This is a genomic window from Enterobacter sp. BIDMC 26 (genome assembly GCF_000534435.1).
Classification (GTDB): Bacteria; Pseudomonadota; Gammaproteobacteria; order Enterobacterales; family Enterobacteriaceae; genus Enterobacter; species Enterobacter ludwigii.
This window is the reverse complement of the sequence record NZ_KI973182.1, coordinates 3,378,583-3,393,879: the sequence shown is the minus strand read 5'-3', so window position 1 is coordinate 3,393,879 and position 15,297 is coordinate 3,378,583. Positions and strand designations below refer to the sequence as shown.

Annotated in this window: 14 protein-coding genes and 2 tRNA genes; 11 read left to right on the top strand and 5 right to left on the bottom strand. The window is 53.1% G+C overall.

Annotated elements, in window-relative coordinates; genetic code table 11:
* Positions 1 to 12 precede the first annotated feature (12 nt).
* On the top strand, positions 13 to 1,185 hold the full coding sequence (cgtA, locus tag L462_RS07430) for an Obg family GTPase CgtA (protein WP_014171797.1): 1,173 nt from the start codon (positions 13 to 15) through the stop codon (positions 1,183 to 1,185).
* Between the two features lie 32 nt (positions 1,186 to 1,217).
* Here cgtA and pmrB read toward each other — a convergent pair whose 3' ends face one another.
* Genes pmrB through dacB form a run of 3 tightly spaced genes read right to left on the bottom strand, consistent with a single transcriptional unit; the run spans position 1,218 to position 4,356 of the window.
* Complete coding sequence (pmrB, locus tag L462_RS07435; RefSeq protein WP_020883533.1) at positions 1,218 to 2,261, bottom strand: two-component system sensor histidine kinase PmrB; 1,044 nt, start codon at positions 2,259 to 2,261, stop codon at positions 1,218 to 1,220.
* On the bottom strand, positions 2,258 to 2,920 hold the full coding sequence (gene pmrA, locus L462_RS07440; RefSeq protein WP_014171795.1) for a two-component system response regulator PmrA: 663 nt from the start codon (positions 2,918 to 2,920) through the stop codon (positions 2,258 to 2,260). Before pmrA ends, pmrB begins: the two co-directional genes overlap by 4 nt.
* 2 nt (positions 2,921 to 2,922) lie before the next feature.
* Entirely contained in the window at positions 2,923 to 4,356 is a 1,434-nt protein-coding gene (gene dacB, locus L462_RS07445; protein WP_032679047.1) for a serine-type D-Ala-D-Ala carboxypeptidase, read from the bottom strand.
* Positions 4,357 to 4,583: 227 nt separating this feature from the next.
* Between dacB and greA the strand changes: the two genes are divergently transcribed.
* A complete protein-coding gene (gene greA / locus L462_RS07450; RefSeq protein WP_014171793.1) occupies positions 4,584 to 5,060 on the top strand; it encodes a transcription elongation factor GreA in 477 nt (158 codons plus the stop codon).
* A gap of 151 nt (positions 5,061 to 5,211) precedes the next feature.
* Here greA and yhbY read toward each other — a convergent pair whose 3' ends face one another.
* On the bottom strand, positions 5,212 to 5,505 hold the full coding sequence (gene yhbY / locus L462_RS07455; RefSeq protein ID WP_003861814.1) for a ribosome assembly RNA-binding protein YhbY: 294 nt from the start codon (positions 5,503 to 5,505) through the stop codon (positions 5,212 to 5,214).
* Positions 5,506 to 5,632: 127 nt separating this feature from the next.
* On the opposite strand from yhbY, the gene rlmE reads away from it, so the two are divergent.
* The 6 genes from rlmE (at position 5,633) to L462_RS07485 (ending at position 11,225) form a co-directional block, all read left to right on the top strand.
* Positions 5,633 to 6,259, top strand: a complete 627-nt coding sequence (gene rlmE, locus L462_RS07460) for a 23S rRNA (uridine(2552)-2'-O)-methyltransferase RlmE (protein WP_014171792.1) — start codon at positions 5,633 to 5,635, stop codon at positions 6,257 to 6,259.
* A gap of 102 nt (positions 6,260 to 6,361) precedes the next feature.
* On the top strand, positions 6,362 to 8,296 hold the full coding sequence (gene ftsH / locus L462_RS07465; RefSeq protein ID WP_025202925.1) for an ATP-dependent zinc metalloprotease FtsH: 1,935 nt from the start codon (positions 6,362 to 6,364) through the stop codon (positions 8,294 to 8,296).
* Positions 8,297 to 8,394: 98 nt separating this feature from the next.
* On the top strand, positions 8,395 to 9,243 hold the full coding sequence (gene folP / locus L462_RS07470) for a dihydropteroate synthase (protein ID WP_020883535.1): 849 nt from the start codon (positions 8,395 to 8,397) through the stop codon (positions 9,241 to 9,243).
* The gene (gene glmM, locus L462_RS07475; protein WP_014171789.1) at positions 9,236 to 10,573 is read left to right on the top strand and encodes a phosphoglucosamine mutase; all 1,338 of its coding nucleotides are present in this window, start codon (positions 9,236 to 9,238) and stop codon (positions 10,571 to 10,573) included. Before folP ends, glmM begins: the two co-directional genes overlap by 8 nt.
* A 223-nt stretch (positions 10,574 to 10,796) precedes the next feature.
* Positions 10,797 to 11,129 (top strand): preprotein translocase subunit SecG, encoded by a 333-nt coding sequence (secG, locus tag L462_RS07480; protein ID WP_020883537.1) that lies wholly within the window; start codon positions 10,797 to 10,799, stop codon positions 11,127 to 11,129.
* Positions 11,130 to 11,138: 9 nt separating this feature from the next.
* Positions 11,139 to 11,225, top strand: a tRNA-Leu gene (locus L462_RS07485).
* A 165-nt stretch (positions 11,226 to 11,390) separates the two neighbouring features.
* On the opposite strand, the gene argG is transcribed toward L462_RS07485, so the two are convergent.
* Positions 11,391 to 12,737, bottom strand: a complete 1,347-nt coding sequence (gene argG / locus L462_RS07490; protein ID WP_020883538.1) for an argininosuccinate synthase — start codon at positions 12,735 to 12,737, stop codon at positions 11,391 to 11,393.
* Positions 12,738 to 13,024: 287 nt separating this feature from the next.
* Here argG and L462_RS07495 point away from each other — a divergent pair.
* The 3 genes from L462_RS07495 to nusA all read left to right on the top strand — a co-directional run bounded on the left by L462_RS07495 (position 13,025) and on the right by nusA (position 15,292).
* Positions 13,025 to 13,101 (top strand) — tRNA-Met (locus tag L462_RS07495).
* A gap of 207 nt (positions 13,102 to 13,308) precedes the next feature.
* Entirely contained in the window at positions 13,309 to 13,761 is a 453-nt protein-coding gene (rimP, locus tag L462_RS07500) for a ribosome maturation factor RimP (protein WP_014833432.1), read from the top strand.
* Between the two features lie 28 nt (positions 13,762 to 13,789).
* Positions 13,790 to 15,292: a transcription termination factor NusA gene (nusA, locus tag L462_RS07505; RefSeq protein ID WP_014171785.1), complete on the top strand. Its 1,503-nt coding sequence runs from the start codon at positions 13,790 to 13,792 to the stop codon at positions 15,290 to 15,292.
* The last annotated feature ends 5 nt before the right edge of the window (positions 15,293 to 15,297 follow it).

Sequence of the window (15,297 nt, the reverse complement as noted above, 5' to 3'; positions counted from 1 at the left end):
ACGGAGAGTAAAATGAAGTTTGTTGATGAAGCGACAATCCTGGTCGTGGCAGGTGATGGCGGCAATGGTTGCGTGAGCTTCCGCCGTGAGAAATATATTCCACGTGGCGGTCCTGACGGCGGTGACGGTGGGGACGGCGGTGACGTGTGGCTGGAGGCGGATGAGAACCTCAACACGCTGATCGACTACCGTTTCGAAAAATCCTTCCGCGCTGAGCGTGGTCAGAACGGTCAAAGCCGTGACTGTACGGGCAAACGCGGTAAAGACGTGACCATTAAGGTTCCGGTCGGTACGCGTGTGATTGACCAGGGGACGGGCGAAACCATGGGCGATATGACCAAACACGGTCAGCGTCTGATGGTGGCGAAAGGCGGCTGGCACGGTCTGGGTAACAGCCGTTTCAAATCGTCCGTAAACCGTACCCCGCGTCAGAAAACGATGGGTACGCCGGGTGACAAGCGCGATCTGCAGCTGGAGCTGATGCTTCTGGCCGATGTCGGGATGCTGGGTATGCCAAACGCCGGTAAATCGACGTTTATTCGCGCGGTCTCTGCAGCCAAGCCAAAAGTGGCGGATTATCCGTTTACCACGCTGGTACCAAGCCTGGGCGTTGTCCGTATGGATAACGAGAAGAGCTTTGTGGTTGCTGATATCCCGGGTCTGATTGAAGGTGCTGCAGAAGGTGCCGGTCTGGGTATCCGCTTCCTGAAACACCTTGAGCGCTGCCGCGTACTGCTGCATCTCATCGATATCGATCCAATCGACGGTTCCGATCCGGTAGAAAATGCCCGCATCATTATCGGCGAGCTGGAAAAATACAGCGAAAAACTGGCGAACAAGCCACGCTGGCTGGTCTTTAACAAGATCGATCTGATGGATAAAGCCGAAGCGGAAGCGAAAGCGAAAGCCATTGCTGAAGCGATGGGCTGGGAAGATAAATACTACCTGATCTCCGCGGCAAGCCAGGTTGGCGTGAAAGATCTGTGCTGGGATGTGATGACCTTTATCATCGAGAACCCGGTTGTTCAGGCTGAAGAAGCGAAACAGCCAGAAAAAGTCGAATTCATGTGGGATGACTACCACCGCCAACAGCTCGAAGAGCTGGAAGTGGAAGAGGAAGAAGACTGGGACGACGACTGGGATGAAGACGACGAAGAAGGTGTCGAGTTCATCTACAAGCACTAATCGCAGTTTAAAGCCCCCGGAAGGGGGCTTTTTTATTGCAGGCTGGACGGCAACCAGCAGCTGGCGATTAAGCCGCCCTCAGCACCATTCTCCAGCGTCAGCTTGCCGTGGTGGAGCTGCACGATACGTTGCACAATGCTCAGCCCCAGGCCGCTGCCACCGTAGCGCTGGTCAAGACGACGGAACGGTTCAGTAATCAACTGGCGGTGCGCTTCATCTATCCCCGGCCCCTGATCGATAACGCTGACCTGTGTCCCCCCGTCAACGTCGGCCAGAGTCACGCGAATCGTTGTGCCTGACGGACTGTAGCGCCCGGCGTTCTCAAGCAGATTGCGCAGCATCAAACGCAGAAGTACCGCATCACCCTGCACCGTGAGCGGACTTTTGTCCGGCCATATCACCGTATGCTCTTTGGCTTCATGCCCAAGACCGAGCGGCATGATGATATCGTCTGTCCAGTTGACGGTTTCATAGTGACCGCTCGCCATCGCCTGTCCGGCACGGGACAACATCAGCAGTTGCTCAACCGTGTGCATCAGCTGATCGATACGGGTAATTAACGTCGTGGCCTGTGGAGAGCCGGACTGCGCCATCAGTTCCAGATGCAGTCTGATCCCCGCAAGCGGCGTTCGCAGCTCGTGAGCGGCGTCCGCGGTGAAGAGACGTTCCTGTTGAATGGTGTGATCCAAACGGGCGAGGAGCTGGTTGAGCGAGGTTGTGACGGCACCAATTTCTTCCATGTCGGAATAGACAGGGAGTGGGGTTAAGTTATCCGCCGAGCGGTTCGCCAGGCTGACGCGCAGTTGATTCAGCGGCCGGGTTATCCAGGTGACCGCCCAGAATGAGAAGCACAGCGTAAAACCGACCATCACCAGAGAGGGAACCAGCAGCGAGGCAATCGCTTCACGGATCTCTTTCTCGACATGATTATTGCGCGATTTCGCCGAGAGCGTTTCGTTGACCAGAAAACCAATCTGTTCACGGCTTTCATGCCAGAGCCAGATCACGCTTATCAGCTGGAAAAATAACAGAATGACCGCCAGCAGAACCATTAATCGCCGACGCATGCTGTTCATTTCTGGCTCTCCAGACGATAGCCTACGCCACGGACAGTTTTAATCCGGTCTTTACCCAGTTTGCGACGCAGATTGTGAATATGCACTTCGAGGGTATTTGAGCCCGGATCGTCCTGCCAGGAGTAAATATCCTGCTGCAGGGTTTCGCGGTGTACCGTTTGTCCGCTGCGCATAATCAGGCGCGTCAGCAGCGCGAACTCTTTAGGGGTTACTTCAACCGGCAGGGACTGGCACAGCACCTGCTGGGTTTGCAGATTCAGCGTAATATCGCCGTCGGTCAGTAAGTTATCGCTGTGTCCCTGATAACGACGAATCAACGCCCGTACCCGCGCCTGAAGCTCCGCAAGGGCAAACGGTTTCACCAGGTAATCATCAGCGCCAGAATCGAGGCCGTTGATACGATCTTCAATGGCATCACGTGCCGTCAGGATCAATACTGGATTGGCGATACCCCGGCGGCGCCACTGGCTTAGCTGCGTAGCGCCGTCTTTATCCGGTAAGCCTAAATCGAGGATCACCAGACTGTATTCGCCGCTCTGGATCAGGGCATCCGCCTCAGCCGCCGTGGCGGCGCAGTCGAGGGCATATCCTTCATTGGCCAGCGCCAGAGCCAGCCCTTCCTGCAATAACAGATCGTCTTCAACTATGAGTAGTTTCATCGCTAGTTATTCTGGTAGATGTCCTTATAAAGCCTGCTTTCGAAGCGAACCAGTGGAATACGACGATTACGCTGGTCGGTCGGTTCGACGGCATAGCCGGAAAGATACTGCACGAATGCCATGCGTTGCCCGCTGGCGGTAGTGATGAAGCCTGCAAGGTTATAAACCCCCTGCAGTGAACCTGTCTTGGCTGAAACTTTTCCATCCACCCCGGCCGCATGAAGGCCGGCACGGTACTGAAGCGAACCGTCATGCCCGGCAAGTGGCAGCATCGAAATAAAGTTTAGCTCAGTGTCATGTTGTGCAATGTACTGAAGTACTTGCATCATCGTTGCCGGGGAGATCAAATTATGCCGCGATAACCCGGAGCCATCGACGGCAATGGTGTTGCCAAGATCGATCCCCGCCTGTTGGCGCAGGATCTGACGTACGGCGTCGGAACCCGCACGCCAGGTTCCTGGCACGCCGAAACGCGCGTGACCAATCATGCGGAACACCGTGTCAGCAATCATGTTGTCAGACTTTTTCAGCATAATCCGTAGCAAATCGTGCAGCGGCGCAGATTGTTTGCTGGCGATGACCGTACCGGGTTGATTAACCTGCGTCTGGCGCAGCAGGGTACCGGAATAGGTTATTCCCGCCTGCTTCAGTTCATCCTTGAGAATGGCACCCGTATAGCTTGCGCCATCCTGTATCGCAAAGGCCAGCGGCAATGGGTCGGCGCGCTGTGTCAGGCACCCGGTCAGCGTGAAGCGGTTAAGATCGCCTGGCACCACGTCCAGCTCGCAATACTGCGCATCCGGGGAGCCTTTTGCGAGGGTACGAACCTGGCTAAACATCGTCACCGGGTAGTAAGACGCCACGCGAATAAACGCTAAGTCATCCGGTTTTGGCGCGCTGTAAAGTGAAATGGAGAAGCAGTTACGATCCACAATCGCGGCGGCTGGCGGAGCGCTAAAGCACTGCGTCATGTCATTCCACGGCCATCCTGGCGCTTTATCGTGGCTGGCAAAAATAGAGGTGTCGATTAACACGTTGCCATCAATCTTCTGCACGCCAGATTTTTTCAGCGACGCGACCATGTTGCGGATATCCTGGCGTTTAAACGTAGGATCTCCCCCGAAACGAGCGATAAGATCGCCTTTCAGTTCGCCACCCTCGATGTTGCCTTTGGTCTCGAGCGTGGTGGTAAAACGGAAGTCAGGTCCAAGCTGAAGCAGGGCGGCGAGTGCGGTGATCACCTTCTGGGTACTGGCAGGCAGCGCCATCTGTTGACTGTGATAGTCAATCTCTGGCGACTGCGCCCCGACCTTCTGCACCATCAAGGCAAGGTTGGCACCTGCGGGGAGCTGATTAATGTACTCATCAACATTCGCGGCCTGAACGCTGAACGCTATACTGGTAGTCAATCCGATGATAAATCTGGAAAATCGCATAATCTCGCGCTAACAACCCGAAAACAAACCGTCATACTACGGTGCATAGCACTGCAAAGTAAACGATGACCCATAGTGAACTTCGCGGTAAAATGCGTATCAAATTGAAAATTGTTGCTGACCTGGGGCTTCGCTCCCGGGTCGGTTTTCTTTTTGCTTCTGGCCCGCTCATGGGGGCCGGGGCAGGGAACACTGCTCCCAACAGGAATGTTTAAGAGGTATAACAAATGCAAGCTATTCCGATGACCTTACGTGGTGCCGAAAAACTGCGCGAAGAGCTGGATTTTCTGAAATCCGTTCGTCGCCCTGAAATCATCGCCGCTATCGCGGATGCGCGTGAGCATGGCGACCTGAAAGAGAATGCTGAATACCACGCGGCGCGTGAGCAGCAGGGCTTCTGTGAAGGGCGTATTAAAGATATCGAAGCAAAACTGTCCAATGCGCAGGTTATCGATATCACCAAAATGCCTAACAATGGCCGCGTCATTTTTGGTTCAACCGTTACCGTGCTGAACCTGGACAATGACGAAGAGCAGACTTATCGCATCGTGGGTGATGATGAAGCGGACTTTAAACAGAATCTGATTTCGGTGAACTCCCCGATTGCTCGCGGCCTGATTGGCAAAGAGCAGGATGATGTTGTCACTATCCGCACCCCGGGTGGTGAAGTGGAATACGAAATTATTAAGGTTGAATACCTGTAATTCGCATCTCGACTAAGATGTTGATACATTGTAAAGAAAAGAAAAAGGCCGCATAGCGGCCTTTTATCAACTCAAGGAGCGTGGCATTTTGCTCACCTGCTGACAGAAATCCCTCGTTTTACACAGAAAATGTGTTCGATTCAGGATATCCTTAGCGTGGCAGCGAGATTTTACGCTCTTTAGATGGGCGATAGAGCACCAGCGTTTTACCGATGACCTGTACATTACAGGCACCCGTTTCACGCACGATGGCTTCCACGATCAGGTTTTTAGTGTCTCGGTCTTCAGAGGCGATTTTCACCTTGATCAGCTCGTGGTGTTCCAGCGCTTGTTCAATCTCGGCAAGCACCCCTTCGGTCAAACCATTGTTGCCAAGCATGACTACAGGCTTGAGCGGATGTGCCAGACCTTTAAGGTGCTGTTTTTGTTTAGTACTCAGATTCATCGTATATTTTTGCTTACGTTGGGATTGAAAACGGTTCATTCTACCGCCATCTCCCTTATATCGCCAAATAGCTGCGTAGAAATTTACGTCACAGGCAAGTAACGATGAACCAGGACGGAAATGTTAAATGACAGGTAAAAAGCGTTCTGCCAGCTCCAGCCGCTGGCTTCAGGAACACTTTAGCGATAAATATGTTCAACAGGCACAGAAAAAGGGGTTGCGTTCCCGTGCCTGGTTTAAACTTGATGAAATACAGCAAAGTGACAAACTTTTTAAGCCGGGAATGACGGTTGTCGATCTCGGTGCAGCACCTGGCGGATGGTCCCAGTATGCGGTTACGCAGATCGGCGGAACGGGCCGAATCATCGCATGCGACCTTTTACCAATGGATCCCATCGTCGGTGTCGACTTCCTTCAGGGCGACTTTCGTGATGAATTAGTGCTGAAAGCGCTACTTGAGCGTGTAGGTGATAGTAAGGTCCAGGTTGTCATGTCAGATATGGCACCAAATATGTGTGGAACACCGGCGGTGGATATCCCCCGCGCCATGTATTTGGTGGAGCTAGCGTTAGAAATGTGTCGTGATGTACTAGCGCCTGGTGGTAGTTTTGTTGTGAAGGTGTTTCAGGGCGAAGGTTTCGAGGAGTATCTTAAGGAAATTCGCTCCCTGTTTGCGAAGGTTAAAGTTCGTAAGCCGGACTCTTCCCGGGCCCGTTCCCGAGAAGTGTATATTGTAGCGACCGGGCGAAAATGATAACCCGCGTCTTTCAGACGAAAGTTTGAATGACACGGGATATAGAGTATCCTGACGCTGTTTTTAACACAGTTGTAATATGAGGTTAATCCCTTGAGTGACATGGCGAAAAACCTAATACTCTGGCTGGTCATTGCCGTTGTGCTGATGTCAGTATTCCAGAGCTTTGGGCCCAGCGAGTCGAATGGCCGCAAGGTGGATTATTCTACCTTCCTGCAGGAGGTCAATCAGGACCAGGTTCGCGAAGCGCGTATCAACGGACGTGAGATCAACGTTACCAAGAAAGATAGTAACCGTTACACGACTTACATCCCGGTGAACGATCCTAAGCTGCTTGATAACCTTCTGACCAAAAACGTCAAGGTGGTAGGCGAGCCGCCAGAAGAACCAAGCCTGCTGGCTTCTATCTTCATCTCCTGGTTCCCGATGCTGCTTCTTATTGGCGTCTGGATCTTCTTTATGCGCCAGATGCAGGGCGGCGGTGGCAAAGGTGCCATGTCGTTCGGTAAGAGCAAGGCGCGTATGCTAACGGAAGATCAGATCAAGACCACGTTTGCTGACGTTGCAGGTTGCGACGAAGCAAAAGAAGAAGTGGGCGAACTGGTTGAATACCTGCGCGAGCCGAGCCGTTTCCAGAAACTGGGCGGTAAGATCCCGAAAGGCGTTCTGATGGTGGGGCCTCCGGGTACCGGTAAAACCCTGCTGGCGAAAGCCATCGCGGGTGAAGCGAAGGTGCCGTTCTTTACTATTTCAGGTTCTGACTTCGTTGAAATGTTCGTGGGTGTTGGTGCATCTCGTGTGCGTGACATGTTCGAGCAGGCCAAGAAGGCAGCACCGTGCATTATCTTCATCGATGAAATCGACGCCGTAGGCCGCCAGCGTGGCGCAGGCCTGGGCGGTGGTCACGATGAACGTGAACAGACGCTTAACCAGATGCTGGTTGAGATGGATGGCTTCGAAGGTAACGAAGGTATTATCGTTATCGCGGCGACTAACCGTCCGGACGTTCTTGACCCTGCGTTGCTGCGTCCAGGCCGTTTCGACCGTCAGGTTGTGGTTGGTCTGCCGGATGTACGCGGTCGTGAACAGATTCTGAAAGTTCACATGCGTCGCGTACCGCTGGCACCGGATGTCGACGCGGCGATCATCGCGCGTGGTACGCCGGGCTTCTCCGGTGCTGACCTGGCAAACCTGGTCAACGAAGCTGCACTGTTTGCTGCTCGCGGTAACAAACGCGTTGTGTCGATGGTGGAGTTCGAGAAAGCGAAAGACAAAATCATGATGGGTGCGGAACGTCGCTCCATGGTGATGACGGAAGCGCAGAAAGAGTCCACGGCTTACCACGAAGCCGGTCACGCGATTATCGGTCGCCTGGTGCCGGAACACGATCCGGTGCATAAAGTGACGATTATTCCGCGCGGTCGTGCGCTGGGTGTGACGTTCTTCCTGCCGGAAGGCGATGCCATCAGCGCCAGTCGTCAGAAGCTGGAAAGTCAGATTTCAACCCTTTACGGCGGTCGTCTGGCAGAAGAGATTATTTACGGCGCGGAACATGTTTCGACCGGTGCGTCCAACGACATTAAAGTCGCGACCAACCTGGCACGTAACATGGTGACCCAATGGGGCTTCTCCGAGAAGCTGGGTCCCCTGCTGTATGCGGAAGAAGAAGGTGAAGTGTTCCTGGGCCGCTCCGTGGCGAAAGCGAAACACATGTCCGATGAAACCGCACGTATCATTGACCAGGAAGTGAAGCTGCTGATCGAGCGTAACTACAATCGCGCCCGTCAGATCCTGAACGATAACCTGGACATTCTGCATTCGATGAAAGATGCGCTCATGAAATATGAGACCATCGATGCTCCGCAGATTGACGACTTGATGGCTCGCCGCGAAGTGCGTCCGCCAGCGGGTTGGGAAGACCCAGGCGCTTCCAACAATTCTGACAACAATGGCACACCGCGTGCGCCGCGTCCGGTCGATGAACCGCGTACGCCGAACCCGGGCAACACCATGTCAGAACAGTTGGGCGACAAGTAAGTCACTGCTGTTGAAGTCTATGTTTGCACCTCAAACCCTGGAGCTTGCTCCGGGGTTTTTCTTTTCTGTAAAACCATATTGATACCAGGGATTTGACCATGAAACTATTCGCCCAGGACTCGCATCTCGATCTCTCACATCCGCATGTGATGGGTATCCTGAATGTCACGCCTGACTCCTTCTCTGACGGCGGCACGCATAACACGCTTATCGAGGCTGTGAAGCACGCAAATTTGATGATTAACGCGGGCGCCACCATCATTGACGTAGGCGGGGAATCGACGCGCCCTGGGGCGGCAGACGTTTCGGTGGAAGAAGAACTGGCGCGCGTGGTGCCTGTGGTTGAAGCTATCGCACAGCGGTTCGAGGTGTGGATCTCCGTCGATACGTCTAAACCTGAAGTGATCCGTGAAGTCGCGAGAGTGGGTGCTCACATCATCAATGATATTCGCTCGCTGACGGAGCCTGGCGCACTGGAGGCGGCCGCGGAGACCGGGCTACCGGTTTGCCTGATGCACATGCAAGGACAGCCGAAAACCATGCAGGAAGCGCCAAAGTATGACGATGTTTATGCCGACGTAAATCGCTTCTTTATTGAGCATATTGCACGTTGTGAACGTGCGGGTATCGCAAAAGAGAAATTGCTGCTCGACCCGGGGTTCGGTTTCGGTAAAAATCTCTCTCACAATTATGAGCTGCTTGCGCGCTTATCGGAATTCCATCATTTCGACCTGCCATTGCTGGTTGGTATGTCGAGAAAGTCGATGATTGGTCAGTTACTGAATGTAGGACCGAGCGAACGTCTGAGCGGAAGCCTGGCCTGCGCTGTAATTGCGGCGATGCAGGGCGCGCACATTATTCGTGTCCATGACGTTAAAGAAACAGTAGAAGCCATGCGTGTAGTGGAAGCTACACTGGCAGCGAAGGAAAACAAACGCTATGAGTAATCGTAAATATTTTGGTACCGATGGTATTCGTGGGCGCGTGGGTGATGCGCCAATCACCCCTGATTTTGTACTGAAACTGGGCTGGGCAGCGGGTAAAGTCCTTGCGCGTCATGGCTCCCGTAAAATCATCATTGGTAAAGATACCCGTATCTCCGGGTATATGCTGGAGTCAGCGCTGGAGGCCGGTCTGGCTGCCGCGGGGCTTTCCGCTTCCTTCACTGGCCCAATGCCAACGCCTGCTGTGGCATACCTGACGCGTACTTTCCGTGCTGAAGCAGGGATTGTGATTTCGGCCTCGCATAACCCGTTTTATGACAACGGCATTAAATTCTTCTCCATCGACGGCACTAAGCTGCCGGATGAAGTGGAAGAGGCGATCGAAGCGGAGATGGAAAAAGAGATCACCTGTGTCGACTCCGCCGAGCTGGGTAAAGCGAACCGCATTGTCGATGCTGCGGGTCGTTACATCGAATTCTGTAAAGGTACTTTCCCGAACGAACTGAGCCTGGCCCATCTTAAAATTGTGGTGGACTGCGCCAACGGTGCAACCTATCACATTGCGCCGAATGTTTTCCGCGAACTGGGTGCGAACGTGATTACCATCGGCTGTGAGCCTGATGGCCTGAATATTAACGAACAGGTGGGTGCGACTGACGTTCGTGCTCTGCAGGCGCGCGTTCTGGCGGAAAAAGCCGATCTGGGCATCGCACTGGATGGCGACGGCGATCGCGTGATCATGGTCGATCACGAAGGTAATAAGGTCGACGGCGACCAGATCCTCTATATCATTGCGCGTGAAGGTCTGCGTCAGGGCCAGCTGCGCGGCGGTGCAGTAGGCACGCTGATGAGCAACATGGGTCTGGAGCTGGCGCTGAAACAGCTGGGTATTCCGTTTGTCCGTGCAAAAGTGGGCGACCGCTATGTGCTGGAAAAACTGCAGGAAAAAGGCTGGCGTATCGGGGCTGAAAACTCAGGCCACGTGATCCTGCTGGATAAAACCACCACCGGAGACGGTATCGTCGCTGCGCTGCAGGTTGTTGCCGCCATGGCGCGCAACCATATGAGCCTGCACGATCTCTGCAGCGGCATGAAAATGTTCCCGCAGATCCTGGTGAATGTGCGTTTCACCGCCGGTAAAGGCGATCCGCTGGAAAATGAAAATGTGAAAGCGGTGATGGCTGACGTTGAAGCCGCGCTGGGCAACCGTGGGCGTGTTCTGCTGCGTAAGTCTGGAACCGAACCGCTGATCCGCGTAATGGTGGAAGGCGAAGACGAGGCGCAGGTGAATGAATTTGCACACCGTATTGCGGATGCCGTAAAAGCTGCATAGTTTTTCACGTTAAGTGATTAAAAAGGCGGCGCTTGCCGCCTTTGTTTTGAGCAATTGATGGCTTTTTGCTGTTTTTTTCCGCAGTTGATACAATGCGTCAAAATTGCCCTTGCGAAGCACATTCGCTTTGGTTAGTATTCACACCCGCTTCAGTGGGAAACAAAAATCCTGCTAATTGGTCGAAGCATTGGTATGCGGCAAATCCGCAAGGAACAGGTTGATTATGTACGAAGCTCTTTTAGTTATTTTCCTTATTGTAGCCATCGCTCTCGTAGCGCTGATCATGCTGCAGCAAGGTAAAGGCGCTGATATGGGAGCCTCCTTCGGAGCAGGCGCTTCCGGTACGCTGTTCGGTTCAAGTGGTTCTGCGAACTTCATGACCCGCACAACGGCGATTCTGGCTACGCTGTTCTTCATCATCAGTCTGGCGCTTGGCAATATCAACAGCAACAAGACCAGCAAAGGAAGCGAGTGGGAAAATCTGAGCGCGCCAGCGAAAACTGAGCAGACTCAGCCAGCTGCACCGGCTAAGCCGACCAGCGATATCCCGCACTAAGTATTCAGTACCGAGGTGGTGGAATTGGTAGACACGCTACCTTGAGGTGGTAGTGCCCTAACGGGCTTGTGGGTTCGAGTCCCATCCTCGGTACCAATATTCCAGAAGAAAGACGTCGAAAGACGTCTTTTTTTTCGTCTGTAGATTTCGTCTGTAGAAGGGGCGTTTTCGTCGGCGGGTACGTTCGTGCCAGCGGGACCGGTTCTGTAGCGGTCGTAAAAAAGGCGCCCAGTGGGCGCCTTTTGCATTTCTGCGTAAGCCTTACTTCTTAACGCTGTGCTCCAGGTTTTCAACCTGCGGCAGGCCATTACCGGCGCTTGCGGAGAGCAGGCCATTCTCAACGTAGTTGAACAGCTTCTCACGGGTATCGGTGATGTCCAGGTTACGCATGGTCAGCTGGCCAATACGATCGTCCGGAGAGAACACGGATTCACCTTTCTCCATGGTCAGACGCTCTGCTTTATAAGTCAGGTTGTCGGACACGGTGTTCAGAATCGAGTAGTCATTCCCGCGACGCAGCTCCAGCGTCACTTCGCCGGTGATCGCGCTTGCCACCCAACGTTGCAGTGCATCACGCAGCATCAGGGCCTGTGGGTCGAACCAACGGCCCTGGTACAGCAGTTTACCGAGCTGACGACCATGAGAGTGATACTGCTCGATGGTGTCTTCGTTGTGAATACCGGTCAGGAGACGTTCATAAGCGATGTGCAGCAGCGCCATCCCAGGGGCTTCATAGATGCCACGGCTTTTTGCTTCAATAATACGGTTTTCAATTTGGTCGCTCATGCCCAGACCGTGACGGCCACCGATACGGTTAGCTTCCAGCATCAGTTCCACATCGTCAGAGAAGGTCTTGCCGTTCAGGGCAACCGGATGGCCGCGCTCGAAACGCACGGTAACTTCTTCCGCCTGGATTTTGACGTTTTCGTCCCAGAACTTCACACCCATGATCGGGTTAACGATCTTCACGCTGGAGTTCAGGAATTCCAGGTCTTTCGCTTCGTGCGTCGCACCCAGCATATTGGAATCGGTAGAGTAGGCTTTCTCAACGGACATCTTATAGTCAAAGCCACAGGCGATCATAAACTCGGACATTTCATGACGACCGCCCAGCTCGTCGATAAAGTCGGTATCGAGCCACGGTTTATAAATCTGCAACTCGGCGTTGGTCAGCAGGCCATAACGATAGAAACGTTCGATATCGTTTCCTTTATACGTACTGCCATCACCCCAGATGTTTACGCCATCTTCTTTCATGGCGGCAACCAGCATGGTACCGGTCACTGCACGGCCCAGCGGGGTGGTATTGAAATAGGTCAGGCCGCCGGTAGTATTATGGAAAGCACCACACTGAATAGCAGCAATACCTTCAGCGACCAGTTGCTTACGGCAGTCAATCAGGCGCGCGTTCTCTGCGCCATACTCTTTAGCGCGACGAGGGATTGCATCATAATCGTCCTCATCCGGCTGACCCAGGTTCGCAGTATATGCATACGGAACCGCTCCCTTCTGGCGCATCCACAGCAGTGCAGCGCTGGTATCCAGGCCGCCTGAAAAAGCGATGCCAATACGTTGTCCTACCGGAAGATGCTTGAGAATCGTCGTCATAAAATAAAACCCTGCTTGATTGACTGATTAAGAGACCGCTTTCGCTCTCGATGCATGTTTATGCAAAATAAGTGAGTATTCATTTAATCATCTTTTGTCGATGACCGGAAGAGACTCGTGCGTTTTTTGTAAAATTTTCCCTTTGTTTGACCTGGCGGAAACTGGCTTGACAGGTGGGGTTCACTATCAATATACTAAACGCCGATTTTACGTCCCGTCTTCGGTACCAAATCCCAGCATTATTTGCAAATTCTCTCCAAAACGCGTAGAATTTGCCACGTTTCAGGCGCGGGGTGGAGCAGCCTGGTAGCTCGTCGGGCTCATAACCCGAAGGTCGTCGGTTCAAATCCGGCCCCCGCAACCACTTTCCCATAAAGTTCTTTTTCAAATATACTGTGAAGACTTAGAGCCTTCGTAGCTGGATTTGAAAAAATTCTTTCGGAGAGTGCTCCAGGCCGCAGTTGCGGCTATAGGGTTCAGTTATCTAAAGCCCCGATTTATCGGGGTTTTTTGTTATCTGACTACAGAATAACTGGGCTTTACGCCCTTTTTTTATGTCTTGGGGGTGGGCTTGTCCACATTAGAGCAAAAATTAACAGAGATGATTACTGCACCGGTCGAAGCACTGGGCTACGAACTGGTCGGCATCGAATTCGTTCGCGGCCGTACATCGACGCTGCGCATCTATATTGATAGTGAAGATGGCATCAATGTTGATGATTGTGCTGATGTTAGCCACCAGGTGAGTGCGGTTCTTGATGTTGAAGACCCGATTACCGTTGCGTACAACCTGGAAGTTTCCTCACCCGGCCTCGATCGCCCGATGTTCACGGCCGAGCACTATGTGCGCTTTACCGGTGAAGAAGTGGCTCTCGTTCTGCGTATGGCCGTACAGAACCGCCGTAAATGGCAGGGAATTATCAAAGCCGTTGATGGTGAAATGATCACGGTTACAGTCGAAGGCAAAGATGAAGTGTTCGCGCTGAGTAATATCCAGAAGGCGAACCTGGTTCCCCACTTTTAACAGTCTGGATTGAGGTGAAAAGCCCGCGATGAACAAAGAAATTTTGGCTGTTGTTGAAGCCGTCTCCAACGAGAAATCACTGCCGCGTGAGAAGATTTTCGAAGCGCTGGAAAGTGCACTGGCTACAGCAACCAAGAAAAAATACGAACAAGAGATCGATGTTCGCGTAGAAATCGATCGTAAAAGCGGTGACTTCGATACATTCCGTCGTTGGGTAATCGTTGAAGAAGTGACCCAGCCGACGAAAGAGATCACCCTGGAAGCGGCGCGTTTTGAAGACGAAAGCCTGAACGTGGGTGACTATGTTGAAGATCAGATTGAATCTGTCACCTTCGACCGTATCACCACGCAAACCGCAAAACAGGTTATCGTCCAGAAAGTCCGTGAAGCTGAGCGTGCGCTGGTTGTCGATCAGTTCCGCGATCAGGAAGGTGAGATCATTACCGGCGTGGTGAAGAAAGTAAACCGCGACAACATTTCTCTGGAAATCAAATCTGAAGGGCTGCCAGGTAACGCTGAAGCCGTTATCCTGCGTGAAGACATGCTGCCGCGTGAAAACTTCCGCCCGGGTGACCGTATTCGTGGCGTTCTGTATGCCGTACGCCCTGAAGCGCGTGGTGCACAGCTGTTTGTGACCCGTTCCAAGCCAGAGATGCTGATTGAACTGTTCCGTATCGAAGTACCGGAAATCGGCGAAGAAGTTATCGAGATTAAAGCGGCTGCCCGCGATCCGGGTTCACGCGCGAAAATTGCAGTGAAAACCAACGACAAGCGTATCGACCCGGTCGGTGCTTGCGTAGGTATGCGCGGTGCGCGTGTTCAGGCGGTTTCTACCGAACTGGGCGGCGAGCGTATCGATATCGTCCTGTGGGACGACAACCCGGCGCAATTCGTGATTAACGCAATGGCTCCGGCGGATGTGGCGTCTATCGTTGTTGACGAAGACAAACACACCATGGATATCGCTGTTGAAGCGGGCAACCTGGCGCAGGCAATCGGCCGTAACGGTCAGAACGTACGCCTGGCGTCACAGCTGAGCGGCTGGGAACTCAACGTAATGACCGTTGATGACCTGCAGGCTAAGCATCAGGCTGAAGCCCATGCGGCGATCGATACCTTCACGAAATACCTGGATATTGACGAAGATTTCGCCACTGTTCTGGTTGAAGAAGGTTTCTCTACCCTTGAAGAACTGGCCTATGTGCCAATGAAAGAGCTGCTGGAAATCGACGGTCTTGATGAAGCCACCGTTGAAGCCCTGCGTGAACGCGCTAAAAACGCACTGACCACCCTGGCACTGGCTCAGGAAGAAAGCCTTGGCGATAAGAAGCCGGCTGATGACCTGCTGAATCTGGAAGGTCTTGATCGTGCGATTGCGTTCAAGCTGGCTGCCCGTGGTGTTTGTACGCTGGAAGATCTCGCTGAGCAAGGCGTTGATGACCTGGCCGATATCGAAGGTTTAACCGACGAGAAAGCCGGCGAACTCATCATGGCCGCACGTAATATTTGCTGGTTCGGCGACGAAGCGTAATAAAC

Excerpts from the sequence above, each read along its gene's own strand:
- nusA (WP_014171785.1), top strand. The coding sequence starts at position 13,790 with ATGAACAAAGAAATTTTGGCTGTTGTTGAAGCCGTCTCCAACGAGAAA.
- pmrB (WP_020883533.1), bottom strand. The coding sequence starts at position 2,261 with ATGAACAGCATGCGTCGGCGATTAATGGTTCTGCTGGCGGTCATTCTG.
- folP (WP_020883535.1), top strand. The coding sequence starts at position 8,395 with ATGAAACTATTCGCCCAGGACTCGCATCTCGATCTCTCACATCCGCAT.
- pmrA (WP_014171795.1), bottom strand. The coding sequence starts at position 2,920 with ATGAAACTACTCATAGTTGAAGACGATCTGTTATTGCAGGAAGGGCTG.
- rlmE (WP_014171792.1), top strand. The coding sequence starts at position 5,633 with ATGACAGGTAAAAAGCGTTCTGCCAGCTCCAGCCGCTGGCTTCAGGAA.
- glmM (WP_014171789.1), top strand. The coding sequence starts at position 9,236 with ATGAGTAATCGTAAATATTTTGGTACCGATGGTATTCGTGGGCGCGTG.
- argG (WP_020883538.1), bottom strand. The coding sequence starts at position 12,737 with ATGACGACGATTCTCAAGCATCTTCCGGTAGGACAACGTATTGGCATC.
- greA (WP_014171793.1), top strand. The coding sequence starts at position 4,584 with ATGCAAGCTATTCCGATGACCTTACGTGGTGCCGAAAAACTGCGCGAA.
- ftsH (WP_025202925.1), top strand. The coding sequence starts at position 6,362 with ATGGCGAAAAACCTAATACTCTGGCTGGTCATTGCCGTTGTGCTGATG.
- yhbY (WP_003861814.1), bottom strand. The coding sequence starts at position 5,505 with ATGAATCTGAGTACTAAACAAAAACAGCACCTTAAAGGTCTGGCACAT.
- secG (WP_020883537.1), top strand. The coding sequence starts at position 10,797 with ATGTACGAAGCTCTTTTAGTTATTTTCCTTATTGTAGCCATCGCTCTC.
- dacB (WP_032679047.1), bottom strand. The coding sequence starts at position 4,356 with ATGCGATTTTCCAGATTTATCATCGGATTGACTACCAGTATAGCGTTC.
- cgtA (WP_014171797.1), top strand. The coding sequence starts at position 13 with ATGAAGTTTGTTGATGAAGCGACAATCCTGGTCGTGGCAGGTGATGGC.